Source organism: Kitasatospora sp. NPDC101108 (genome assembly GCF_055584725.1).
This window is the reverse complement of record NZ_JBVJLM010000018.1, coordinates 55,945-78,382: the sequence shown is the minus strand read 5'-3', so window position 1 is coordinate 78,382 and position 22,438 is coordinate 55,945. Positions and strand designations below refer to the sequence as shown.

The following is a 22,438-nucleotide window of genomic DNA, read 5'->3' as shown; positions in this document are numbered from 1 at the left end:
GGCAGGGCTCCTTAGGCGAAGACGTCGAGGAGGTCGTCGACGACGCGGCGGGCCAGGAGCCGTTCGTCGGAGGCGTTGGACTGGACGACGACGGTCACGTTGACCGGCTCGCGCTTGGCCGACCCGCTGTCCTTGGTGCCGCGCTCGCCCTGCTGGCGGGCGATGAGGTCGAGGAGGCCGGAGTCGCGGGCGAGCTGCATCGCGCGGTCGGGGCGGCTGAGGGGGATGACGACCTCGGGGCCCGCCTCGCCGATCAGGGCGACGCGCGGGGACATGACGATGTCGCCGTTGGCGAGCTGGCCGATGTGGCTGATCGAGCCGAGGCCGAGTTTGCCGCCGACGGAGTTGTAGCCGTCGATGATCTTGTTGAGCCAGCCGATGCCGGTGTTGATCGCGGACTTGAGGCCGCCCCAGATGCTGGAGCCGATCGAGCTGGTGAAGTTGGTGATGCGCCCGGGCAGAGCGGAGAAGAAGTTGACGACCGCGTCGACGCCCTTCGACGCGAGGTCCTTCGCCCCCTCGACCGCCGAGGAGACGGCGTTGCTTACGGTGCTGGCCAGGGAGGACAGGGCGCTGCCAGCGCGGCCGGGGAGGGAGGAGAAGAAGCCGACGACGGCGTCGACGCCGGCGCGCGCGGGCCCGTACGCGGCGTTCCACGCGCTCGACATCCACGACATGAGCATGCTGCCGAACGCGGAGACGGCCGCGATGATCTGGCCGGGCAGGGCGGCGAACCAGGCGACGGCGGCGTTGAACCCGGCAGAGATCGCGCTCGTCGTTGCGTCCCACGCGCTGTTCCACCAGCCGACCAGCAGCGACCCGAACGCGGACAACGCGGCCATGATCTGGTCGGGCAGGGCGGCGAAGAACGCCACCGTGGCGTCGAAGCCGGAGGAGATGGCGCTCGTCGTCGAGTCCCACGCGCTGTTCCACCAGTCCACCAGGAGCGAGCCGAGCGCGGACAGGCCGGCCATCAGGTTGCCGGGCAGGGCGGTGAACCAGGCGACGGTGGCGTTGAAGCCGGAGACGACGGCGGAGGACAGGGCGTCCCAGGCGGAGACGAACCAGTCGACGAGCTTCGCGCCGAAGTCCACCATCGCGTCGGCGATCAGGGTGGGCAGGCGGAAGAACGTGAAGACGACGATCGCGATGGCGCCGCCGATGGCGAACAGCAGCTCGTCGAAGGCGTTGGAGAAGAAGTTGACGAGCATGCCGCCGAGGGCGGACAGGCCCGCGACGGCCCGGCCCGGCAGGGCCGTGAAGAACCCCACCACGGCGTCGATGCCGGCGGAGACCGCGTCGGAGGCGGCCGACCACCCGGCGGACATGGCGGAGGAGATGGACGAGCCGAGGGAGGACAGGGCGGCGCTCGCCTTGCCCGGCAGCGAGGTGAAGAACGCCACCACCTTGTCGAACCCGGCGGAGACCGTGCTGGTGACGCTGGACCAGATCGCGGACAGCCGCCCGGGCAGCGAGGTGAAGAACCCCACCACGGCGTCGATGCCCTTGGACACCGCCTCCTTCGCCTTCTCCCAGCCCTCGGAGAAGACCGTGACCAGCCGCTTTCCGAACTCGATCAGGACGCGGAAGACGGCGTCCCGGAAGGCCATCGCCTTGTCGATGACCCAGCTCAGGACGTTCGCCAGCCCGGCCAGCGCGCTGACGATCAGCTGGAGGACGGGGATCACCGCGTTGGCGACGAGCCACCCGGCGATGGCGACCCCGAACTTCACCACGAGGGTCGCGAGCGGGATGAGCGGTACGACCACCTGCACCAGGGAGACGGCGAGTTGGGCGATGGCCGGCAGCAGCGGCAGGAGCGCCTGGACGACCTGCACGAAGGCGTCGCCGAGGAGCGGCAGGATCGGGGCGAGGCCGGAGACGAGCTGCGGGAGCAACGGGCCGATCGCGCTGAGGACCTGGCCGAGCGCGTCGGCCAGGGCAACCGCGGCTTGGCCGAGGACACCGCCAAGCTGCGCCGCTACCTGGGTGAGGACCGGTAGCAGTGGCTCCAGCGACTTGAGGACGATCGTCAGGAGCTGCCCGACCGGGGCGAGGAGCGGGGTGACGATCTGGAGCGCTCCGGCCAGGAGGACGCCGATGAACTGGCCGACCTGGACCAGGACGGGGGCGAGTGCGGTGAGCACCGGTCCGAGGGCGTCCGCCAGTGCGCTGGAGAACTGGATGATGCTGGGGGCGACGGCCACGATGGCGGCCCCAAGCCCCTGGACGACGACGGTGACGAGCTGTCCGAGGACGGGCAGCAGGGGGGCGATGGCCTGGGCTATGAGCCCGATGGACTGGGCCAGCGGGCCCAGGGCGGGACCGAGCGCCGTGATGGTGGACGTCACCGCCTGACCGAGGGTCAGGAGGGTGGGGCCGAGGCCGGAGACCGCTTGGCCGAGCTGTCCGACGACGCCGGACACGGCCGGCCCCAGCAGCTTGACGATTTCGGCGAGGGTCGGGGCGAGGCCGCCGACGATGCCGATCAGCTGGAGGAAGATCGGCCCGACCGCCGCCCCGAGCTGCTGGAGGGTGGCGAAGATGCTGTTGAGGATCGACATCCCCTGCGCGGAGGAGAGGAAGTCCGAGACGTTCTTCGTCAGCTGGAAGATGACCGCGATGATGTTGCCGCCCTGTTCGCGGGCGGCGGAGAACACCGAGTTGAAGATCTTCCCGACGTTGCCGATGACTCCGGCGAGGACGGTGAAGACCTCCCGGGCGTCCTGCACCCACCCGACCGCCTGGCCCGACGCGGCGGCGCGGCTCATGAACTCGCCGAACTTGCGGATGTTGTCGCCGAGGCCGACCGACATCTCGGTGAACACCGGGGCGACGGCGACGGCCAGGGCGCGGAAGCCGTCGAGCAGCGGGCCGAGGCCGGAGGCGGCGTTGGCGATCGACATCCGCAGCTCGTCGAAGATCGTGCGGATGGCCGTACCGGTCTGTGCCGACGCGGCGAACTGCAGGGCGGTTGAGGCCGCCTTGCCGAACTCGGTGGCGACGGCCGTCATGCCCTCGCGCAGCGGGCCGATGTTGGTCTTCAACGCGGCGAACTGGCCGGTGAGTTGACCGAGGAACGCGCCCTGGACGGACGACTTGAGCTCGTCCAGGGAGGGCTTGAGGGTGCGGACCTCGCGGGCCGCCTTCGCCACGGCCGGCGACATGTCCTCCAGGGCCTTCGCGAAGTCGGCGCTGGAGCCGGTGAGGGCGGTGCCGAACGCCTCGCCCAGGCCGGAGGTGGCGACCTTGAGGGTCGCGATGGCGGCGCCGGCCAGGGCGATCCCGGCGGGGATGCCGGCCACCGCGCCGAGCCCGAGGGACAGGGTGGCTACGAAGGTGACGACGCTGCCGGCGGCGGCCGCCGCCTGGGCGCCGACGACGAGGAAGGCGGTGCCGAGCGCCATGATCCGGCCGATGGAGCCGATCGCGCCGAGGGCTCCGGACAGGCCGGCGGAGAAGCGCTCGCCGACCCCACGGCCGGCCTGCTCGATCGGGTTGCGGTCGACCCGGGGCCGGATCTCAACTTCCGCCCGGAGGTTGCGGGTGGCGGTGCGTACCCGCTCGCGGAACCCGGTGAGGTTCGGGACGACCTTGACTTCGATCTTCTCGGCCCGGCGCATGTCGCGCTGGATCTGCCGCCACAGCTTGTCGACGTCCGCCCGGACGGGTACCTCGACGGGCGGGAGGGCCTTGAGGGCGGCCTGAAGGTTGCGGCGGAACCCGGTGAGGCTCGCTTCCACCCGGACCTTCGCCGGCGCCATCGTGGCGAGCTTGGCGTTGAGGTCGGAGCGGAACCCGGATATGTCGGGGGTGACCCGGACCTTCGCGGCCGGCAGCTTGTCGAGCTTGGCGCTCAGCTCCTCCTTGAACGCCGAGGTGTCCGGGGACACCCTCGCCTTGAAGGCCGGCAGCTTGTCGAGCTTCCCTCGAAGCTCGTCCTTGAACGCGGAGGTGTCCGGGGAGACGGTGGCCTTGAACGCCGGCAGCTTCGCGAGCTTCGCCCCGAGGTCCGACCGGAACGTTGAGGTGTCCGGGGAGACGGTGGCCTTGAACGCCGGCAGCTTCGCGAGCTTCCCGCCCAGTTCCGCCCGGAACTTCGACACGTCCGGGGCCACCGGTACCTTGGCCGCCGGAAGGTCGGCCAGGGCGGCGCGCAGCTCGGCCCGGAACTTCGACACGTCCGGCGCCACCGGCACCTTGACGCCCGGCAGCTTCTCCAGCTTCGCGACGAGGTCGGCGCGGAACGAGGAGGTGTCCGGGGTCACCGGCACCTTGACCGCCGGCAGCTTCGCGAGCTTCTCGACCAGGGCGGCGCGGAACCCGGAGGTGTCCGGGGTGACGGGTACGCGGCCAGCCGGGAGCTTCTCCAGGGCGGCGCGCAGGTCCGCCCGGAACTTCGACATGTCCGGCGTGACCGGCACGCGGGCCGTGGGCGGCTTCGCGACGGCCTCGCGCAGATCGGCGCGCAGCTTCGCGGTGTTGGCGACGGCCGGCACCCGGGCCGTGGGCAGCTTCTCCAGGGCGGCGCGCAGGTCGGCGCGGAGCTTGGAGGTGTTGGCTGCCATGCTGATCTTCGCGGCTGGCAGCTTCTCCAGGGCGGCGCGGAGGTCGGCGTGGAACCGGGTGGTGTTCCCCGTGACCTTCACGGGCACGGCGGGGAGGTTGGTGAGGGCGGTCCGTAGCTCCTGCCGGAACCGGGCCGCTGACGGGGTCACGGGCACCGCGACGGCGGGGAGCTTGGCCAGGGCGGCGCGCAGGTCCGTCCGGAACTTCGCGGTGCCCGGCGTCAGGGTCACCTCGGCGCGCAGGTTCCGCAGGTCGCGGGCGAGGCGTTCCCGGAACTGGTCGGCGCGCGGCCGTACGTCGACTTCGACGACGGCGTTCTTGAGGCCGGCCCGGAAGCCCCTGTCGAAGCTGCGGGCTGCCTTCGTGCCGGCCGCCGTCAGCTTGGCGTCGAGGCCGTCGTTGAACCTCGACGCGTCCGCCACGATCTCGACGGAGCCCTCGCCAATGCCGCCCATCTGGCCCCTCCCGAGCGCGCGTGAATCGCGCCCGGCCCACCAGCCAGCGGCATGACCAGGTTAGACGGGTGGTCGGTCAGTCGTCGTCGCCGTCGTCGCCCGCGTTCCCCATCGACTTCATCTGCGCGATGAAGTCGTCGACCGAGGTCATCTGGGCGCTGGCGTGTCCCGACTGCCGGGCGCTGGCTGGCGGCGCGAAAATCTTCGCCTCGTACCGCGACCACTCGGTGTTGTCCTCGCAGTGTGAGGCGATCCAGGACAGGACGGAGGCGCAGATCATCGGCGCGGTGGCCCAGTGCGGATCGAAGCCGGTTCCGCTGCACCACATGCTGTACGCCTGCCAGCGGTCCGACGCGACGGCGGCAAGGCGCATGGCCGCCCACCACGGAACCCCGTAGATCTCTTCCGCCAGGCCCACGGCGATGCCGTGGCAGCGGGTGAGGTCGAGCGCGTCGTCGGGGTTGTCGAGGCGGGCACCGATGTAGTCGAGCGAGTCCGGGTCGAGCTGTCGGGGGATGATCGCGGCCCAGTCCCCGGCGGCCGCCCACCCGATCGCCTCCCAACCGCCGAACGGCGCCAACCGGAGGTCGACGCCGTTCACGCGGAACGGGAGCCCGTGCTCGTCGGGGAGCGGCTGGCCGAGCCTCACCGCCCGCCGGTACGGCGGGCCGGGCTCTTGCGCGCGGGCACGGTCTTCGGCTCGGCCGCCGGCAGCTGGCGGCCCTGGGCGCGCTGCGCGGCCCGGCGCTGCGCACGGTTGGGTGCGGCGTCGAGGGAGGCGAGGTGTTCGCCGATGATCTTGCCGTAGACGGCGCCGACCTTGTTGGTCGCGTAGATGAGCTGGAAGACGTCGAGGACGTCGTCGGGGTCCTTCGCCCGCTCGGTCACCTCGGCGTAGTCCTCGGCGGACATCGTCGCGGCGAGGAAGGCGAGGGCGGTGTCCTCGTCCGCGCCGCGCTCGTCCAGGCCGACGATGGCGTCCCACATGGACGGCTCGGGCGAGGAGAGGTGGTAGCGCCGGCCGCCGAGGGTGAGGTTGGCGTCGGGGATCGCCGGGGGGACGTAGCCGGCGTCGGCGTCGATCTCGGGGATGTCGAAGTCGGTTGCCATGGTGTGGGGCCTTTCGGGCACGTCGATGTCGCGCCCGGCCCACCAGCCAGCAGCAGGGCCAGCGTACGGCTGGCGATCGACGGGGGCACGGATCTCCGTCAGCGCGTTCCCCCGTATGGCCGTAGATCCGTCGATACGGCACGCCGTAGATGTACCGTCCGATTTGTCCCCCGGACGGCGCAGCGGCGCCACGGGCGGCCCGCACGACCCCCTTCGTCCCGAGGAGTCCTCCTGTGAACCTGACCGACGCTCAGCTCTGGGCACTGATCGTGTCGTTCTTCACCCCCATCGTGGTCGCCGTCGTCCAGCAACCGGAGTGGTCGAAGCCGCTGCGGACGCTGGTCGCCCTCGTGGTGAGCGCGGTAGCCGGCATCGGCACCGCGTTCTTCGCCGGCGAGTTCACCGGCCGCACCGTGCTGTCCACCGTGCTGCTCGCCGTCGTCGTGTCGACCACCTCGTACAAGACCATCTTCAAGCCGCTCGGTGTCGCGCCGGCGGTCGAGCGGGCGACGTCCCATGAGGTGGCGCAGTAGCAGGTGTTCGACGTCCCCCGGGGCCGGCCCACCCGCCGGCCCCGGGGCCCGCTGGGAGGAAGGTGCTGACGGTGGCTGGTGACCAGGGCACGGCGTACGACGGCCTGTTCCGGGGGCCCGAGGCGGTGGGTGCGGCGGTCGACCCGGCGGCGGTGCGGCGGATGGCCGCCCGGTTGCAGGAGGTCGCGGAGGGCCGGATGCCGGTGGTCAGTGCGCACGGTGCGGCCGCCGACAGCCGGGCCGTCCTCGCCTACCTCAGCCTCGCGGCCGCGTACGCGCGGAAGCTCACTGCTGTGTGGCGGGCCATGGCCTGTCTCGACGCCGGCGTGGGATCGGTCGCCGAGGTGGACGAGGCGCTGCGCGAGCACCTGGCGCAAGGGGCCGGGCCCGCGGCTGGCTTCGACGCCGCCACGTTCACCGCGTCGGTCGACCACGACTCCTTGCAGTGGACGACCGCCTACGCCTTGCGGTGCGGGCGGTGCCCGGACGGGCGCGCGGTGGTCGGCCGGTGGTCGGACGAGGTGCTGTCGCTGGCCGAGCTCACGGCGGCCGCCCTCGACCACTACCTGTACGACTGCCCGGGCGCGGCCGCGCCCGGGTAACCAAGGCTCTCTCTGGCGCCCGGCACGTGGGGTCCTGGGCGGTGGAGAGATGCGGACGCCCCCGCCGGTCGCGGCCCGGTCGGGGGCGTTCTGCGTCTGCTCATGGCCCCGGCCGGTGTGACGGTGACGTGACGGCCCTAGCGGGGGCGGGTTTGGCCGTTGTTCCAGGCGCCCTCTAGCGTGGCCCGGGATCGCGGCCGGCACGGACGGCCGCGCCACCGTGGAAGGGAGCCCCATGAGTTGGGGTGCCGCAGTGCTGTTCTACCTCGGCGTCGGCCTGGCACTGGCCGGATACCTTGCGACGGTCTTCACGAAGAAGGATCGGGAGAAGGGCTTCGACATCGACGCGGTAACACACCTCACCTTCGGTGCCGCTCTCGTTGCGGTGGCCCTGATGTGGCCGGTGTTCTTCCACTCGAAGATCAGGCCGAGGTTCGTGGAGATCGTCAAGAGCGACGCGTCGATGATGTGGCGGCGCCTGACGGGCCGGTAGGCCCCACCGTGACACGGCACTGGACGCCCCTGTCGGATTGTGGCTGACAGGGGCGTCCTTGCGTCGCACGGTGGGGGCTAGCCGGCGGGGTGCCAGTCGTCGGCGAGGATGTCCTCCTGGTTGGGGGCCCACGGGACGTACTCGCCCTTCGCGGTCCGGGCGAGGAGGTAGGGCGGGAAGACGGCGACGGTGCCTTCCGGCTCGCCGATCGCGGTGGAGGTGTTGGAGTTGATGGCGATGCCGTCCGGGTAGCCGGCCTGGAAGGTGACCCAGGCGCCGGTGCCGTCCCACGCCTGGCGGGTCATCCGCCGGCCGGTCTTGATGTCGCCGAGGGCGCGTTCGAAGTTCATGGGGGGCACCGTAGCGCCGTAGCACCGCATCGGCGGTGGTACGGCGCTACGGGCGTGGTGGGTCTACGCCTCGGCGCCGTTGCGGTTGCCGTCGACGTGCACGTTGCGGCGCAGAGCGAAGCGGCCGGTCAGCACCTGGAGGCCGCGCCACAGCCAGTCGTTCGGGCGCTGGCCCTTGACGGAGGGGGCGAACATCGTCCCGCCTGGTCCCTGCCACCGGAGCACCTTCGCCCGGGTGGGGACGATGGGGGCGTGGCGGGGCCCGTAGATGCCGGTTCCCTGGCTGGTGAGGACGGCGCGCCAGAGGGGCGAGCCGATCCGGTAGCGGAGGCTGTGCCCGCGCAGCTCCTCGCGCTCCTTCGTGATGGACGCGGCGAGGGTGCCGGTGCGGTGCGGGGCCTCCCGGATGAGGGCGGCGAGCACTTCGTCGGCGGCGCTCTCCATGTACTGGTCGACGGCGCCGCCGGGGCCGGTCAGGAGGTTGTCGATGGCGGTCTGGTCGAGGCGGAGACGGAAGTGGCTCGGCATGGGTCCATGGTGCATCCGTCGACGTCGGACGTCTTGCGCTGGCCCTGAACGCGGTTGTGCGGCCCGGGGGGCTACCCGGGCCGCACAGGTGATCCATCGCGCGGTGCACGGCCGCCCGGTTGCATCCTGTGCGAGGTGCCGGGCGGCTTCATCATGCTACTCGGCCGCCCGGCAGCGATGTGCCGGGCGGCCGAGGGGACGCGGGCCCCAGGACACCGGAGGTGGACGCCAGTCCGCCGGCCGTGCACCGCGCGGGCATGATCGTAGCGGCTCGCGGCCGGCGGACGTCCTGGGGGCTGCGGATTCCGGCCAGCGGACGGAAGCGCGGGGGCGCGGCGGGTAGCGTCCGGGTATGACGCAGAGCGCTGAGAGCGCGGGGCCTCACCCGCCGAAGGACTCCCCGGAGCTGGCAATGATCATGGCGGCGTCGTACCAGATGCTGGCGCGGGGGGACGACCTCCACACCGTCATCCTGGCCGCCGCGCTGCGGGGGTGGGAGGCCGGTCACGTTCATGCGGAGAGCACCGGGTGTGTGTGCCCCGGCCGGGAGTCGTGGGAGACGTGGGAGGAGCGTCAGAAGCACTTCGAGGAAGCGGACCAGTACCTCCCGTTCTACCTGTCCCCGGTGTTCTTCAACTCTCGGTTGGCGGGGGGAAGTCCGGCGGATGCGCTGGGCGACCTCATGGTGGAGAGCGGCAGGCTGATTCAGGGGACGGTGGAGGCGGACGAGCCGCCGGCGGCCGAGGAGGAGCGGGCCGGGGCTTAGGTCTTCGGGGGGCGGGACAGCGCGTTCGCGGCCCGGGCGGCGGCTATGGCCGCCCGGGCCGTGGCTATGGCGACCTCGCGGCCGCCGAAGTCGAGGGTGGGGTGCACCGGCTGGCGGTCCACCGCCTGAACCCACCGCTCCTCGCAGGACGGGCAGCTCCAGATCCGGCAGGTGCCCGCCTCGGAGGCGATGATGGCGCGGACGTGGCAGGGGCCGCACCACCCGGGGACGCGGGCCGTACTGCGAAGAGGGCGACGACCTTTCATCGGCTCATGCATGGGTCAACGATGATTGACGATCAGGTCAAACGCAACGATATTGACCATTGCTGGCGTTAAGTCTCGAACTGGCCAAACAATGCGAATGTGGACATTCGGGTCCAGGGGTCAGCGGAGAATCGGCTGACGCCGGCGGCCCGGGCGCGCGGGCGCGAGAGAGCCGATCGAGGCGAGCAGTGCGTCATGAAGCAAATCGAGGGCCCCTACGGTGGCTTCGCTCCGGGGACACGACCGCTCAATCTCATCCGCGAATTCGTGGTATCGCGCGCACAACCTTTTCTCGGCTTCTCCTGACGGATCGGGCACAGACGCCGAGACCGCGAGGACATTCCCGGAACTCACACACACCCCCGTGATTCAACCCCCAGACCTGCGGTCTCGGGAGCGGGTCGCTCATCTGACCAGGGTAACGCGATGATCGGAGTTGACCAGAGGTTTATCCAAATCGGTTTCATATCCCCCCTCTTTGACGCAACGCCAACAATTGCCATGTACGCGACCTTATAAATCCCGTGGCCCGGAAAGCAGCGAGGCCCGCAAGACCGTCACAGGTCTTGCGGGCCGGGGCCAGGTGCCAGCGGGCGTCAGAGTCGTATCTCGCCCATGCTGAGGTGCCAGTAGGTGCTGTCCGTGAGGGCGCGGACGACGCCGCTGAGGTCGCACGACGGAAGGCCGGTCATGACCATCAGGGAGGCCGAACCGCCGCCCTGCATGGCCAGCGCCGCCCACTGCGTGTGGTTGACGCTGCCCGGCAGGACGAACCGGGCCGGGCCGTCCTCCGCCAGGAGGGAGACCGTCAGCCGCCCGTCCCTCTCCAGCGTCCAACGGGCCTGTGACACGGTGGCCCTGGCCGTCTCCTCCGCCGGGACGAAGTGGTGGCGGTCCACGAACGCCTCGACCTCCGCCCGGGGCACGCTCGGCCACATCGCGAGTGCGATCAAGGGGTGGTACCGCTGCAAGCCGCCCTCCTGGATCTGCACGGCGGTCAGGACGGCGTTGCAGTCCGGGATGCCCTCGCTCTGGTAGACGGTCGTCGCGCTCACCCGCGGCTCATCTCGGCGTCCTCGACCACGGGGTGCGGGCCGTAGGTCGCGCTGACGAGGGCGACGGCGGCCAGCCGGGAGTTGGTCTCGTCCAGTCGGGCGAGGCCGAGGGTGTCGGCGGCGACGAGGTGGGCGGTGGCGAGGATGACCCAGGAGGTCGGGGAGCCGATGGCGTCACGGTCGGCCGCCTTGGTGGCGAGCAGGTCGGCCACCTTGTCCCACAGGATGATGCCGGACTGCGGGACGCCGTCGACCGCATCGGTGAAGGCGCAGCAGTCGAGGAAGGCGGGCCGGTCGATCCAGCGGCGGTGGTCGGCGAGGAGCTCCAGGGCGACGCTGTCGCGGTAGTTGGTGCTGCGCTGGGTACCGGCGCGCAGCGCGGCGATGATCTGGTCGGTGGTCACGGGGGTGTCCCTTCGGTTCCGTTGGGCCAACGCCCTAACGATGACCTAAATCTATCGACTTGAGGAGGTTCGGGCGAGCCCGTTCCCAGCACCAGCCGGGGTGGCCCCGTCCGGCGCGCCCTGGGGCAGCGGCCGGCGGTCCGGCGGCGCGCCGGCCGGCACAGTACCGCCGGGGCCGGTCAACGGCCGCCGACGTCGAAGCCGCGTGCGGCGAACGCGTCGGCCGCCTCGCGGTGGCAGGGGCCGCACACGCCGTCAGGGGGCACGGGCACGGTGGCGGGGAAGGTCTCGCCGCAGTCGCAGCAGCGCGGCCGCTCCTGGGCGCTTGGCGGGCCGTCGCCGCGACGGGGGGACGGGACGGTCGGCCGGTCGCTACCAGGGCGTTCACGGCGGTTCCTGGCCCACTCCTCGCACGCCGCGCACGGACGGTCGGTGTTGTCGGCGTCGAGGAGGACACCGTCCTCGCACCGGTCGTCGGAACACCGGCTGGGGCGGAGCAGGGCGACGGCCAGGCCGATGCCGCTCATCAGCTCCTCGGCCGCTTCCCGGCCGGAGAGCTTGGCCTCCCAGCCGCCGGTGGTCCAGCGGCGGTTGATCCGGGCCACCAGCTGCTGCACGCTTCGGTGCTCGAGCTGCTCGCGGATGAGCGAGCCGAGCGGGTTCGGGGGGATGGTCTTCGGCAGGGGCTTCGGGCCGGCGGTGCGGAGCAGGTCGGGCAGAGCCGCGATGACCTCCCGGTAGGCGGTCGCCTGCTTCCTGCTCATCCTCCCCGTCGACGTCGTCTTGCCGGCCGCGCCGGAGGCGCTTCGCGTCGCGCGCGCGCTACTACCTGTACCTGCCCTACGGGCGGTCGGGGCCGCTGCGCGGCCGGAGGCCGCTTGATCATTCGTGTAGTTAGACATTGGTGTAGTTACCACCACGTTTTTGCGGCGTCCGGACCCCGCAAATTTGGTGGCCCCGGACCCCTCAGATTTGCGGGGTCCGGGCTGACCTGCGGAAACGTCCGCGTTAAGCGCTTCGGCGGCCTCCTTCGCGGCCCGCTCCGCCTTCTTGCGCGCCTTCCGCAGGCGGTGGAGTTCGGCGATGGACGCGTGGCCCTGCCACCCCGGCGGCGGCTCCTCGTGGACGATGTAGATGTTCCGCCGGCGGCTGCGGTTGGTCCCGTACCGCTCGGTCTCGACGTCGACCAGGCCGAGGACCGTGAGCTCCTTGGTGACGATCCGGGAGATGGTCCCCTCCGACTTGCCCAGGGCCTCCGCCATGAGCCCCTGCGAGGGGTAGGCGACGCCGTCGTCCGCGTCGAAGTTGAGGTGCGCGCACATGAGCGAGTAGACGCGGTACGCCTGGTCGGACAGCGCGGTCATGAGGAGGGCCCACTGCGGGGTCTGGGCGTGGCGGAAGCGCGAGCGGCGTCCGGGCCGCATCCCGTAGGGGGCTTCGTCGCTCTCGTCCGCGTCCCCGAATCGGGAGCTGCGTCCGGGTCGAAATCCGACGCTTCCGGTCTCGTCCTCGTCGTCGTACCGGTCGAGAGCGAAGGTGTCCGGGGAACTCACGGATTCACCCCCGCGAGAGTGACGCGGATCACGCCCGACGTAGTGGGCTGGTGAATGATCAAAGATGCACGTACGCTCATGACGAGACGCAACGCTCCTCCTCTGCACGGTGGAGCGGACGGCCTAGGGAAGTTCCACCCTCCCTCGGGCCACCCGAAGCCCCCGCCTCCTGCGGGGGCTTTCGTGTTTCCGGGCCCTGCTCCGTCTGGTTCCCCGGCCGGTCACAACCCCGGGGGACGGTCACGCGGGCGCCGCCGGCCCGCCTGGATTGGCGGGCACTCGTGCGATCCCAACGTGATCAAACCACACACAGTGTGACAACGTCACCCCTGTTGATGAATAAACTTGATCAAACCGTAGAGCCGTCGCCCCGTACACCCGTAGGTGCGGATCTACGGCACTACGGTGACCAGCAACGCTGTGACCTGGTGGTTCGTCAGCAAGCCGCTCCACGCTGCTGCTTCGTGGCCGACCAACGCCGGGCAAAGTCCTGTCGCGGGTTGGGCAAAGCAGACCGCCGATCGGCGGGGGAACGGTCACAGCCGATCAGCGGGGATCAAGATCAACCTAGGGTGACGGGCCGTCCGGCAGGTTGAGCGTCAGGCAGCCGGGCGCAGCAGGACGACCGCGCTCGCGTCGTCGCGGTTCTCGTCGCCGGCCACCTGGACCGCGCGGTCGACGAGCGCCTTCGCGGCGGCCGCCGGGTCCTTGCCGTGCTCCGCCAGCACCTCCGCCATCTGCTCCAGCGTCAGGACGTCGTGCACGCCGTCCGTCGTCAGGACCACCGTCCGGTCGTCGATCTCGACCTCGCCGACCGTCGCGACGCACGCCCTGGACATGCTGGTGCGGACCCAGTGCGAGTGGGTGTCGGCGATCTCCGGCACCACCCCTCCGCCGACCCGGAGGAACTCGGCCACGGTGTGGTCGGTGGTGTAGTGGCGCAGCCGGTGATCAACCTCGCGCCCGCCGTCCCAGCCGTACGCGCGGATGTCGCCGACCCAGTGGATGGTGGTGGGGCCCTCGATGGTGGCGACGGCGACCATGCCGACCGCCTCCGCCTCGATCTCCTCCTCCGCCCCCGGGTCGGCGATCAGCTTGGCAGCGCTCAGGAGGGCGGCCATGCCGCCGAGCTGGGCACCGAAGCGGGCGCCGACCTCGGCGAGCAGCGCGGCGGCATGGCTGATCTTCGGCGAGTGGCCGGTGCCGTCCATCAGCCCGACCGCCGTGGTGAGGTCGGCGGTGGTGTAGGCGTACGCCGCGTCGCCGTTGTGTTCGTCCGTCCCTCGCCGGGTCGCCGTTCCCACGACGACCCGCGTGCTGTCAACTGTCATGCCAGCACTCTAGGGCGGCCCGTACGCCGGCCGGGCGGGATCACGCGGCTTGGGCACCCCGGCCGCCAGGTGGCCGCCGAACTCCGGCTGCTGCTAGCCTCCCCGTGCTTCGGGCCGTCGCGCCGGCCCTGACGAGGCGACGCCTCCGACCAGGTAGCTCCACACCGCGCACACCACACCGTGCCCGAGGGAGAGCGCCATGCCGAGCGACCGTCGCCGCAAGTCCAGCATCCGCGACCGGATGAAGGCCACCGGGGAGACCTACCGTCAAGCCGCCTGGGCCGTCGACAACCCCGACCGCGTCCGCCTGATCGAATGCACCTGCCCCGCTCCCGACTGCGAGCACCCCGACTGCGATCCGGACGCGCACGTCGACATGTGCGGGGAGTGCGGGCACCTCTACGACGTGGAACCCCGTCTGCTGGAGACAGACGGATGCCCGAACGGCTGCGGCTACCTCAAGGAACTCCGCCGGCAGCGCGCTCAGAGGTCCACCACGATCTGAATCGAAGACCCGGCGCAGCCGCCGAGCGGCCCGAGGGGGACGACCGTGGCGCCGACGAGGGGGACGCCGTCGAGGGCCGGGGAGCAGGAGGCGATCCACCGGAGCAGCCACTGGTCCGCCGCGCCCTGGTGGGCGTCCCTCTCCCGCTGCTCGCACGTCGCCGGTTGCGCGCCCACGGAGGCGATGCAGCGGAACACCCCCACCTCGTACGTCGTCCGCCACCGGCCCGGCGGCCGGCACCGCACGTGCGCCCGGCCGGCCGACTGCACACCGGCGACGAGTTCGGAGCGGACGACACGCACCCACCCCTGACCCTTGCCCTGCCCGCCCTCGACCGGCGTGCACTCGCACATGCAGCCGTCCGACGCCGGCGGCCGCTCCCCGTGGTGGAGGCAGCAGCGGCACAGCGGCCGGCCGGCCGCCGCCGCACCCTGGCACAGCGAGTCGAGGAGGCCGTGCGCGACGCCGAGCACCTTGTCCGGAGCCGCGGGTAGCTTCGGCCACCCAGCCGGGTCGCCTGCGGTCACCACGCGGAGCCCAGGGCGTAGGTGTAGGTGGACGTCGCGGTGTCGTACTGCACCCGGCACGGCACATCCGCCCGCTCGACCGTCGTCCACGCGGAGTCGATGACGTACGTCTCCGCCAGGTCCATGGTGGAGGGGACGTCGCGCGAGTACCGGGCGGGCCGGAGGACGTTGGTGTTGCGGGCGTCGGCGGCGTAGTTGGTCGCGGTGGTGCCGTAGGCGTCGAGGCCGAAGGCGACGCCCAGGCACTCGGTCATCCGCTCGTACTGGACGATCTCCGCCTCGGTGTGCGCGGAGTAGTCCACCGTGCTGACGGCCAGCAGTTTGACGCCGAGCAGGCCACGGTACGCGCGGGCCTGGTCCGCCTTCGTCTTCGTCGCGTACATCCCCGCGTACCCGCCCGTCGCGGCGTAGCTGTCGGTGTTGGTCACCCAGCTCTCCAGGAGGTAGGTGTCCCGGTGGTCGAGGCGCGGCGGGGTGCCGTCCGGGTTGGCCGGCCCGACGACGCGGCCCATCGCGTCGTCGGGCACCCACGCGTTCATGCACACGCCGAGGCCCGCCGCGTGGGCGTAGTCCACCACCTCGTTCTGCCGCGCCCGCGTCGTCCCGTAGTCGTAGCCGGCGCGGTCGAGGAACACGTCGGTTGCGCCGATCGTCGACCACTGGTCGATCGCCGTCTTGATCTCCGTCATCGTCGGCGCCGGGTCCGGCGGCGCGTTCACCCCGATATCGACGTAGCCAAGGACGCGGGCGCGGTCGTTGAGCCGCTTGATCCCCGCGATGATGCGCTTCGTCGACTCGTAGTACGCGTGCGCCGGCACCTCCAGCCCGGTGCCGAAGACGGTGTAGTCGTAGCGGGCGAAGACCTGCTCGGCGTAGTCGTCGGAGTAGCGCAGGTTCACGCCGTTGGGGATGCCGTAGTAGATGGTGAGGCGGCGTGGCCGGTCACGGCCGGCGGGCCCCGCCGGACCGGCCGGACCTTCCGGCCCCCTCGGGCCCGGATCACCCTGCACACCCTTCGGCCCGGGCCCGCCCGTGTCCCCCTTCGGCCCCGCCGCGCCGGTGTCGCCCTTCGGCCCCGCCTCCCCCGGCGGGCCGGGGACCGGCACGTACACCCCGGGGTTCGGCACGGACGGCGCGAGGTCCTTGAGGTGCAGGGTGGTGGTTCCCGGCGGGACCATGATCGCGTACGACTCGCACGGCCGGCCCTCGAGGAACACCGTCACCTGGTACGTCCAGCCGGTCGGGTTCATGCCCGGGCCGTCGTTGGTGAGCAGCCGCACCGAGAAGCGGCCGGCGTTGAGGGGCACGATGGTGCGCGCGGAGACGAACATGGGCGGGTTGGAGAGCGTGACGACCGGCGGGCCCTCGAACTCCACCCGCCCGCGCAGCGGACAGCCCTGGGAGTCGAAGTACGAGCCCTCGACTTCCCGCGTGGGCACGGTCGGCGGGAACACGCAGGACGGGGGCGTCGGCGGGGTGGTCACCATGGCAGTCCGTTCGTCGGGGTGGCGCCGGGCCACGGCAGGTTCCGGCGCCGGGCGGGGCGGAAGTCGGGGGACAGGACGGTCGGCGGCGTCCGGATCGCGTTCGGGTTGACGAGCCGGAGCCAGGTGTCGACGGCGGCAAGGCCGGTGAGGCCCTGCTGCAACCACTCCTGCGGGTCGACCATGGAGTACGTCACGCCCTCGCGGGTCACCTGCGTCACCCGTTCCGGCAACCGGCACGCCGGGTCGCCCGTGCACTGCCGGTACAGCTCCATCGCCAGGGTGGTGTGGGCGCGTACCCCGGCCGGCGGGACGTCCCGACCGATGAGGTACCGCACGGAGAGGGTGTTCGGCTCGGTGTCCGGCTTGCTCATGTCCTGGCACCAGGGCCAGGTGCCGCCGTCCGTACGGACGAGGAACCGGTTGTCGTCGACCCGCCACGCGGACCCCGGCACCACCACCCCGTCCTGCCGCACCTCCAGCACCTCGGCCACCGGCCCGGGAAGGTCCAGCTGGCTCAACGGGGCGCAGCTGCAGTCGCCGGCGCACCCGGCACCGCAGACCATGTCGATCCACCCGCCGCCGCCGAGGTTGACGGGCCGTACCCACCCGAGGCCGGACCCGCCGGCGTATGGGTACGGGTCGCGGAAGTCCGGCTGGTACGCCGGCGGCCGCCGGCACGGCCGGACGAGGGTGTGGCACACCCCGAACTGCCCGCCGGTCAGGCCGCGCAGGATCTCCGTCGCCCACTCGGCGGCCGCGACGTGCGCGGCCGACCAGGTGGCGATGGGGCCGGTGGGCCAGTTGCACGGGGTGCAGGCCGGATCGACGGGCCAGATGCCGCAGGTGCGGGTGGCCGGCCCCCGCTGCATCGGCGCCACCGGCGGTGGGGGCGGCGGGGGGACCGTCATACCCGGCCCCGTGCCGTCCGCGGCTGTGCCTTCCACGTCCCTGCCTCCCTTGCCGCTCGCCTGCTACGTGATGCGGGCCCGCACAGAACGGCGAGGTCTGTGCGGGCCCGCGCGGTGCCGCTACGCCTTCGCGCCGGCCTTCGCGACCTCGGGGGCGAACCCGGAGCCGCCGGCAACGGGGATCGCGACCTGCGTCGTCCCCCGGACCTGCGAGTTGTCGTCGCGGGTCGCGACGACGGTGTAGTAGCCCAGGCGCGGGAAGCCGTGGGCCACGGTGCCCGTGCCGGTGGCCGGGTCGAGCCGGACGCCCATCCGCTTCGACCCGTCGCCGAAGTCGATCCAGACGTCGGGGCGGGCGACGGTGGCGCCGGCACCGCCGATGCAGGAGTCGACCGACGTCGCCTCCGCGTCGGTACGCACCCCCCACTTCCCCACCTTCACCGTCGCGGTGACGAAGTTCTGGTCGCCCGGGTCGTCGGGGTTCACGGCGTGCGCGAACGTCACGACGGGGACGTCCCCGGGCGGGGTGGCCAGGGGCAGGGTGACCGGGCGGGACACGGTCCCGGTCACCGGGTAGGTCTTGTCCTTCACCGTGATCGTCTTCGCTCCGCTCGCCGACGTGTAGGTGTGGGTGGCCGACGCGCCGTCCTTCACCACCGACGTCACGGCCGGGGTGTCGCCCCAGTCGACGTCAACCGACCCGGAGCCGTGGTTGTTGACGAAGACCCGGACGGTGGTGTCGTCGACCCGCGTCACCCGGATCTCGGCCGGGTCGGCCGGCAGCTTGTCGAGCTGCTGCGCGCCGGCCATCGGCTGCGGAGGCGCCATCGAGGTGACGAACTGGCGGAAGTCGGTGCGCCGGCCGATGGGCTTGCCCAGGCGGGACGGGACACCGTCCGCGAGTTCGACGCGGTACGGGCCGCGCCCCCAACCGGACTGCCGCTTCGACTGGCCGTTGAAGGTGAACGTCACGGCCTCACCCGCGACGGTGATGTCCCCCACCGCCCCGCCGACTAGGCGGGGCAGTAGGAGGTATCCGTAGGACCCTTGCGCACCTTCGCCGGAGCAGGTGTCGACGTCGGAGGCGACGCCCATCCACAGCTCCATCGCGTACCCGGTCGTGGTGTCGAGGTCGCCGGACGCGTCGAAGCCGACGATGTTGCCCGCGCGGTCACAGTAGGGCTCCCACGTGGGGTTCAGGATGCCGACCAACGACGGGTCGACCTCGCAGAGCTGGAGTTCGACGTCGTAGTACTGGATCTTCTGCTTCGCCGCGACGTTCACGCACGACGAGCCGTTCGCCTTCGTCGCCGTGATCGCCGACCCGTTGTCGACGTTCGGAGCGATCTTCACGGAGATGAATCCGTCCGTGACGACGACGTTGTTGGGGCCGTAGACCGGACGCCCGCAGGCGTCCAGCCGTGTGAAGCGGGCCACCTGGCCCTGGTAGTAGCTGGCTGCAATGCTGGTCATCGTGACCTCCTGGACGTACCGAACTCGCTCAACTCACTCGCGACGGCGCTAACTTGGGCAGTCGCAGCCCCCGCACTGGGAGATCACTCCGGACAGGACGCAGCAGTCCCAGGTCACCGCGTACTGCCGCTCCGCCACGGCGAGGTACCGGTTCGTGAGCTGGTCGAACACCTCGCTCTTGATCACCGGCCCCCGGCGCACCGTCACCGGCCCGGTCGCGTACACCGGCATCTGGCCCGCCGGCACCGGCACCCCGACCGGGCCGAACGCCGGGTTGTAGCCGGAGCCGAACACCACGGGCGTGCCGAGCGGCGACAGGTACTGCTCGCCGTTCTGCTCGATCGCCCGGGCGCACTTGAGGCACCAGGCGGCCGCGCGCGGGACGTGCAGGACACCGACGCCGCCGAGGCAGTCACCGATCTGCACGTCCAGGGAGCGCAGGCCGTCCATGACGGTCGCGTTCAGCGGCACGTCCTGGTGCGCCTTCTCCCCCGCGAGCTGCGCCCAGACCTCCCAGAGCCGGCGTTCGATCGCCCGCCACTCGCCCCGGTCGAGGCGGGAGAGGGCGATCTCGGCGGCCAGGTCGACGAAGCCGCCCGGCTGGCACTCCGCCGTCGCGTACACCGCGTACTCGTCCGACACGACCCACGACGGCCCGCCGTCACGGGTCTTCGACCCGCCGGTGGCGGTGAAGGTGAAGGAGAGGGGGGTGGAGGCGGTCGGGCCCGGTGGCGCCGTCATCGTCGCCGACCTCTCCTCCAGCGGCGGGACGCCGGCACCGGACACCTGGGCCCGTACGGTGATGGGGTAGGAGAAGTCCGGGGTGACCTCGCCCACCACCACGGGCGCCGGCGTCGGTACCGGCACGGTTGTCCAGGGCCGGCCCGGCGCCTGCACCTGAACGACCATCTGGTCCGGAAGGCCGGTGGTCGGGTTGGGGGCGACGGTGACGAGGATCGGGTACGTCGTCGCCCCGCCCACGGTCCGGGCCGGCCCGTACGACCAGGAGATGGCCAGGTTGACCGGCAGGGGCAGCGTGGAGGGGTCGAGGAGGGAGTTGCAGGGGCCCGGCCAGACGTGCTGACCGACGCCGCACAACCCCTTCGACCGGTACGTCACCCCGTACTGCCACCCGGCCGAGTCGTCGTCGATGACGGTCGCCGTCGAGCGGAGCCCGTACGGGAGAGGCGGGATGTCCGGGCCGTCCACCTCCACGCGGGGGGTCGACGACGAGGGCGGGAAGACCACGGGATCACTCCGATACGGGCGGCAGCGGGCGGGGAGAGGGGGTCAGACGCGGCGGGCGCCCCTTCCGGGGCGGGGAAGAAGGGCGCCCGCCGCGTGCCTTGGGGCCGCCTAGCTGCTCTTCTTCGCGGCCGCCGACGTCGGCGCCGGCGCGGCGCTCACCGGCTCCGGCTCGGCCATGAGGGAGCCGCCGCCCGCCGGCGGCTTGCAGGTGGAGTAGCCCACGCCGCCCGACAGGCCGGACGGGCACAGCCCGGTGATCTCGACCAGAGTCGGCGTGAAGGCCCGGCGGCACAGGTTGATGCCCTGCTCGGTCATCAGGGCCGTGTACTTGTTCTCCATCAAGGAGGGGTGGTCGTACGTGGCGTCGAGCGTGATGATCGACTGGGTGAGCGCGAAGACCGTGCCGGCCGGGTACAGCACGAGCTTCACGGAGTTCGGCCACTCCTTGAGGCCGGCCGGGGTGCCGAACCCGGCACCGATCTGGCCGCCGGTCAGCGGGGTCGGGACGCTGGAGGTACCGGGGGCGCCCCAGATGCCGGCGCCGGCCGTCGCGAAGGCGTCCTGCCAGTCCATGACCCACTGGACGTTCACGCCGCGCTGGTGCAGGTACTCGGTGATCTGCGCGTCGGAGACCTCCAGGCGGCCGGGCGCGTTGCCGAGCTTGCGGGAGAGGTCGGCGCGGACCAGGCCGAGCAGCCAGTACGGAGCCACCATCTCCAGGGTGGCCGCGCGCGGAAGCCGGTACTTGTAGCGGAAGTTCTCGACGACCAGCTCGATGATGCTGAGCACCGACTCGGTCATGCCCGGGCCGTGGGTACCGTCGTAGACCGGCTCCACCGTCCCGGTCGAGGTGAGGGCGAACGTCTGCTTCGACGTCGCGAGGGCCTCCAGCTTGGCCAGCTTGAACGCGTTGATCTTCCGGCGGTGCGCCTTGATCACGCGCTCGGTGAAGTCGGAGACCCAGGTGGGGAAGGTCTTGTCGAGGAGGATGCTGTTCCGGACGATCAGACCGATCAGCTCGGTCTCGCAGTCGGTCCAGGTGGGGCAGGGGATCTCGACCGCGCTCTTCTTGTCGGTGCCGATGGTGCCCACGCCGGTCGCGGCCGGGCTGAACGGCGGGTGACCGGTGCCGTCGACCGTCTGGTAGAAGCCGGTGCCGCCCCAGAGCGCCGAGAAGTCGTACGCCTCCGGGTAGCGGATGCCCGCCCGACTCGTCGTCACCTCCGGGCAGTCGAAGAAGCCGTCGTCGCCCTGCGGGTCCGGGACGAGGTCCCAGTTGGTTTCCATCGGGACGCACCAGCCGGGCCGGGGCATGCCGCCGGTTCCGCCGGCGGACGCGATGAGGGAGCCGCCCTTGAGGTTCCTCTCGTTGGTGGCGTACTCGATCACGCCCTCGGTGTCGGCCTCGCCCTTGATCGTCATCCGCTCCGACGCGTGCCGGGTCACGGTCGCCACCGGCGCCTTGCCGCTGGTGCCGGACCGGAACAGCGCCTCCACGCGGTTGGAGACCAGAGCGCCGAGCTGTCCGATGTCGGTGATCGCGCGGCGGGAGGCGTAGCCGCCGGGGACCTCGGCCGCCGACACGGTGTAGCGCACCGCGCGCTCGTCGGCCGAACCGAACGGGCTGCGGCCGCCCTGCTGCGCGGGCTGGCGGCGCATCATGCCCAGCGGGATGGGGGCGCGGCGCGAGATTGCCCCGCCGCGCGAGCCGGTACCGCCGCCGCTGGCACCGGCGGTCACGCTCCCGCCGTCGCCGCCCTGCTCCCCGCCCGAACCGCCGGTGGAGGTGCCGCCGTCCCCGCCCTGGTTCCCGCCGTCCGCGTTGCCGCCGCCGGACGCGTCGTCACCCTGCTCCTCGCCGGCGTCGCTGTCCTCGTCCTCGGGCTCCTCGTCGGCCTGGAACTCCGACGCGGTCCCCTCGACCCGGCCGGACAGGGCGGCCAGGCGCTCCCGGGCGGCGGCGGCCGCCGCCTGGACCTCCTGGTTGTAGGTGCGCAGCGCCTCGACGACCTGGACCAGGGTCTCGATCGCGGACAGCTGCTCTTCGGTGAAGGAGTCCTCCTCCTCCACCTGGGTCTGGAGGTCACGGAAGCGCTGGACCGCACCGGCCTGGAGCGCCTCCATGTCCGCGCCCTCTTCGGCGGCCGCTCGGACGGCGGCTGAGATCGCCTCGGGCAGGTCGTCGCCGTCCGCGATGCGGAGCGCTTCGAGGATGTCGTCGAGTTCCATCGTGGGCCTTTCGAGCACGTCGATCCGTGCTCGGCCCACCAGCCAG

At 71.7% G+C, this 22,438-nt stretch carries 21 protein-coding genes; 5 read left to right on the top strand and 16 right to left on the bottom strand.

Annotated elements, in window-relative coordinates; all coding sequences use genetic code 11:
• Positions 1 to 11: 11 nt before the first annotated feature.
• The 3 genes from ACZ6Z8_RS30225 to ACZ6Z8_RS30215 form a co-directional block, all read right to left on the bottom strand.
• Positions 12 to 5,024: a hypothetical protein gene (locus ACZ6Z8_RS30225; protein WP_465613217.1), complete on the bottom strand. Its 5,013-nt coding sequence runs from the start codon at positions 5,022 to 5,024 to the stop codon at positions 12 to 14.
• Positions 5,025 to 5,100: 76 nt separating this feature from the next.
• Complete coding sequence (locus ACZ6Z8_RS30220) at positions 5,101 to 5,673, bottom strand: hypothetical protein (RefSeq protein WP_465613216.1); 573 nt, start codon at positions 5,671 to 5,673, stop codon at positions 5,101 to 5,103.
• On the bottom strand, positions 5,670 to 6,134 hold the full coding sequence (locus ACZ6Z8_RS30215; protein WP_465613215.1) for a hypothetical protein: 465 nt from the start codon (positions 6,132 to 6,134) through the stop codon (positions 5,670 to 5,672). Before ACZ6Z8_RS30215 ends, ACZ6Z8_RS30220 begins: the two co-directional genes overlap by 4 nt.
• Before the next feature lie 233 nt (positions 6,135 to 6,367).
• On the opposite strand from ACZ6Z8_RS30215, the gene ACZ6Z8_RS30210 reads away from it, so the two are divergent.
• The 3 genes from ACZ6Z8_RS30210 to ACZ6Z8_RS30200 all read left to right on the top strand — a co-directional run bounded on the left by ACZ6Z8_RS30210 (position 6,368) and on the right by ACZ6Z8_RS30200 (position 7,762).
• Positions 6,368 to 6,667 (top strand): hypothetical protein, encoded by a 300-nt coding sequence (locus ACZ6Z8_RS30210; RefSeq protein WP_465613214.1) that lies wholly within the window; start codon positions 6,368 to 6,370, stop codon positions 6,665 to 6,667.
• A gap of 71 nt (positions 6,668 to 6,738) precedes the next feature.
• Positions 6,739 to 7,269 (top strand): hypothetical protein, encoded by a 531-nt coding sequence (locus ACZ6Z8_RS30205; RefSeq protein ID WP_465613213.1) that lies wholly within the window; start codon positions 6,739 to 6,741, stop codon positions 7,267 to 7,269.
• A 253-nt stretch (positions 7,270 to 7,522) separates the two neighbouring features.
• Positions 7,523 to 7,762, top strand: coding sequence for a hypothetical protein (locus tag ACZ6Z8_RS30200; RefSeq protein ID WP_465613212.1), 240 nt, complete (start codon positions 7,523 to 7,525; stop codon positions 7,760 to 7,762).
• Positions 7,763 to 7,839: 77 nt separating this feature from the next.
• On the opposite strand, the gene ACZ6Z8_RS30195 is transcribed toward ACZ6Z8_RS30200, so the two are convergent.
• Both ACZ6Z8_RS30195 and ACZ6Z8_RS30190 read right to left on the bottom strand, forming a co-directional pair.
• Positions 7,840 to 8,112: a DUF2829 domain-containing protein gene (locus ACZ6Z8_RS30195; protein WP_465613211.1), complete on the bottom strand. Its 273-nt coding sequence runs from the start codon at positions 8,110 to 8,112 to the stop codon at positions 7,840 to 7,842.
• 63 nt (positions 8,113 to 8,175) lie between these two features.
• Complete coding sequence (locus ACZ6Z8_RS30190) at positions 8,176 to 8,640, bottom strand: HK97 gp10 family phage protein (RefSeq protein WP_465613210.1); 465 nt, start codon at positions 8,638 to 8,640, stop codon at positions 8,176 to 8,178.
• Positions 8,641 to 8,992: 352 nt separating this feature from the next.
• Here ACZ6Z8_RS30190 and ACZ6Z8_RS30185 point away from each other — a divergent pair, with 352 nt between their 5' ends.
• The gene (locus tag ACZ6Z8_RS30185; protein WP_465613209.1) at positions 8,993 to 9,406 is read left to right on the top strand and encodes a hypothetical protein; all 414 of its coding nucleotides are present in this window, start codon (positions 8,993 to 8,995) and stop codon (positions 9,404 to 9,406) included.
• On the opposite strand, the gene ACZ6Z8_RS30180 is transcribed toward ACZ6Z8_RS30185, so the two are convergent.
• The 5 genes from ACZ6Z8_RS30180 to ACZ6Z8_RS30160 form a co-directional block, all read right to left on the bottom strand.
• On the bottom strand, positions 9,403 to 9,684 hold the full coding sequence (locus ACZ6Z8_RS30180; RefSeq protein WP_465613208.1) for a hypothetical protein: 282 nt from the start codon (positions 9,682 to 9,684) through the stop codon (positions 9,403 to 9,405). The genes ACZ6Z8_RS30185 and ACZ6Z8_RS30180 overlap by 4 nt on opposite strands.
• A gap of 584 nt (positions 9,685 to 10,268) precedes the next feature.
• On the bottom strand, positions 10,269 to 10,727 hold the full coding sequence (locus ACZ6Z8_RS30175; protein WP_465613207.1) for a hypothetical protein: 459 nt from the start codon (positions 10,725 to 10,727) through the stop codon (positions 10,269 to 10,271).
• Positions 10,724 to 11,131 (bottom strand): hypothetical protein, encoded by a 408-nt coding sequence (locus ACZ6Z8_RS30170; protein ID WP_465613206.1) that lies wholly within the window; start codon positions 11,129 to 11,131, stop codon positions 10,724 to 10,726. The genes ACZ6Z8_RS30175 and ACZ6Z8_RS30170 overlap by 4 nt, the downstream gene beginning before the upstream one ends.
• Positions 11,132 to 11,310: 179 nt before the next feature.
• Positions 11,311 to 12,684: a helix-turn-helix domain-containing protein gene (locus ACZ6Z8_RS30165; protein WP_465613205.1), complete on the bottom strand. Its 1,374-nt coding sequence runs from the start codon at positions 12,682 to 12,684 to the stop codon at positions 11,311 to 11,313.
• A gap of 599 nt (positions 12,685 to 13,283) precedes the next feature.
• Positions 13,284 to 14,015 carry a PP2C family protein-serine/threonine phosphatase gene (locus tag ACZ6Z8_RS30160; RefSeq protein ID WP_465613204.1) on the bottom strand — a complete coding sequence of 244 codons (732 nt, stop codon included), beginning with the start codon at positions 14,013 to 14,015 and terminating at the stop codon, positions 13,284 to 13,286.
• A gap of 199 nt (positions 14,016 to 14,214) precedes the next feature.
• Between ACZ6Z8_RS30160 and ACZ6Z8_RS30155 the strand changes: the two genes are divergently transcribed.
• Entirely contained in the window at positions 14,215 to 14,520 is a 306-nt protein-coding gene (locus ACZ6Z8_RS30155; RefSeq protein WP_465613203.1) for a hypothetical protein, read from the top strand.
• Here the strand turns inward: ACZ6Z8_RS30155 and ACZ6Z8_RS30150 are convergent.
• From ACZ6Z8_RS30150 to ACZ6Z8_RS30125, 6 genes are all read right to left on the bottom strand, one after another.
• Entirely contained in the window at positions 14,499 to 15,047 is a 549-nt protein-coding gene (locus tag ACZ6Z8_RS30150; protein WP_465613202.1) for a hypothetical protein, read from the bottom strand. The two genes, ACZ6Z8_RS30155 and ACZ6Z8_RS30150, sit on opposite strands and share 22 nt — an antisense overlap.
• Positions 15,044 to 16,486 (bottom strand): collagen-like triple helix repeat-containing protein, encoded by a 1,443-nt coding sequence (locus tag ACZ6Z8_RS30145; protein ID WP_465613201.1) that lies wholly within the window; start codon positions 16,484 to 16,486, stop codon positions 15,044 to 15,046. Before ACZ6Z8_RS30145 ends, ACZ6Z8_RS30150 begins: the two co-directional genes overlap by 4 nt.
• A 41-nt stretch (positions 16,487 to 16,527) precedes the next feature.
• The gene (locus ACZ6Z8_RS30140) at positions 16,528 to 17,442 is read right to left on the bottom strand and encodes a hypothetical protein (RefSeq protein ID WP_465613200.1); all 915 of its coding nucleotides are present in this window, start codon (positions 17,440 to 17,442) and stop codon (positions 16,528 to 16,530) included.
• A 120-nt stretch (positions 17,443 to 17,562) separates the two neighbouring features.
• Complete coding sequence (locus ACZ6Z8_RS30135; protein WP_465613199.1) at positions 17,563 to 18,915, bottom strand: hypothetical protein; 1,353 nt, start codon at positions 18,913 to 18,915, stop codon at positions 17,563 to 17,565.
• A gap of 48 nt (positions 18,916 to 18,963) precedes the next feature.
• The gene (locus ACZ6Z8_RS30130; RefSeq protein ID WP_465613198.1) at positions 18,964 to 20,163 is read right to left on the bottom strand and encodes a hypothetical protein; all 1,200 of its coding nucleotides are present in this window, start codon (positions 20,161 to 20,163) and stop codon (positions 18,964 to 18,966) included.
• 108 nt (positions 20,164 to 20,271) lie between these two features.
• The gene (locus ACZ6Z8_RS30125; protein WP_465613197.1) at positions 20,272 to 22,431 is read right to left on the bottom strand and encodes a major capsid protein; all 2,160 of its coding nucleotides are present in this window, start codon (positions 22,429 to 22,431) and stop codon (positions 20,272 to 20,274) included.
• Positions 22,432 to 22,438: the final 7 nt, after the last annotated feature.

Coding starts and splice junctions, on each gene's coding strand:
- ACZ6Z8_RS30140 (WP_465613200.1), bottom strand. CDS start 17,442: ATGACGGTCCCCCCGCCGCCCCCACCGCCGGTGGCGCCGATGCAGCGG.
- ACZ6Z8_RS30190 (WP_465613210.1), bottom strand. CDS start 8,640: ATGCCGAGCCACTTCCGTCTCCGCCTCGACCAGACCGCCATCGACAAC.
- ACZ6Z8_RS30225 (WP_465613217.1), bottom strand. CDS start 5,024: ATGGGCGGCATTGGCGAGGGCTCCGTCGAGATCGTGGCGGACGCGTCG.
- ACZ6Z8_RS30185 (WP_465613209.1), top strand. CDS start 8,993: ATGACGCAGAGCGCTGAGAGCGCGGGGCCTCACCCGCCGAAGGACTCC.
- ACZ6Z8_RS30135 (WP_465613199.1), bottom strand. CDS start 18,915: ATGACCAGCATTGCAGCCAGCTACTACCAGGGCCAGGTGGCCCGCTTC.
- ACZ6Z8_RS30195 (WP_465613211.1), bottom strand. CDS start 8,112: ATGAACTTCGAACGCGCCCTCGGCGACATCAAGACCGGCCGGCGGATG.
- ACZ6Z8_RS30215 (WP_465613215.1), bottom strand. CDS start 6,134: ATGGCAACCGACTTCGACATCCCCGAGATCGACGCCGACGCCGGCTAC.
- ACZ6Z8_RS30155 (WP_465613203.1), top strand. CDS start 14,215: ATGCCGAGCGACCGTCGCCGCAAGTCCAGCATCCGCGACCGGATGAAG.
- ACZ6Z8_RS30180 (WP_465613208.1), bottom strand. CDS start 9,684: ATGCATGAGCCGATGAAAGGTCGTCGCCCTCTTCGCAGTACGGCCCGC.
- ACZ6Z8_RS30160 (WP_465613204.1), bottom strand. CDS start 14,015: ATGACAGTTGACAGCACGCGGGTCGTCGTGGGAACGGCGACCCGGCGA.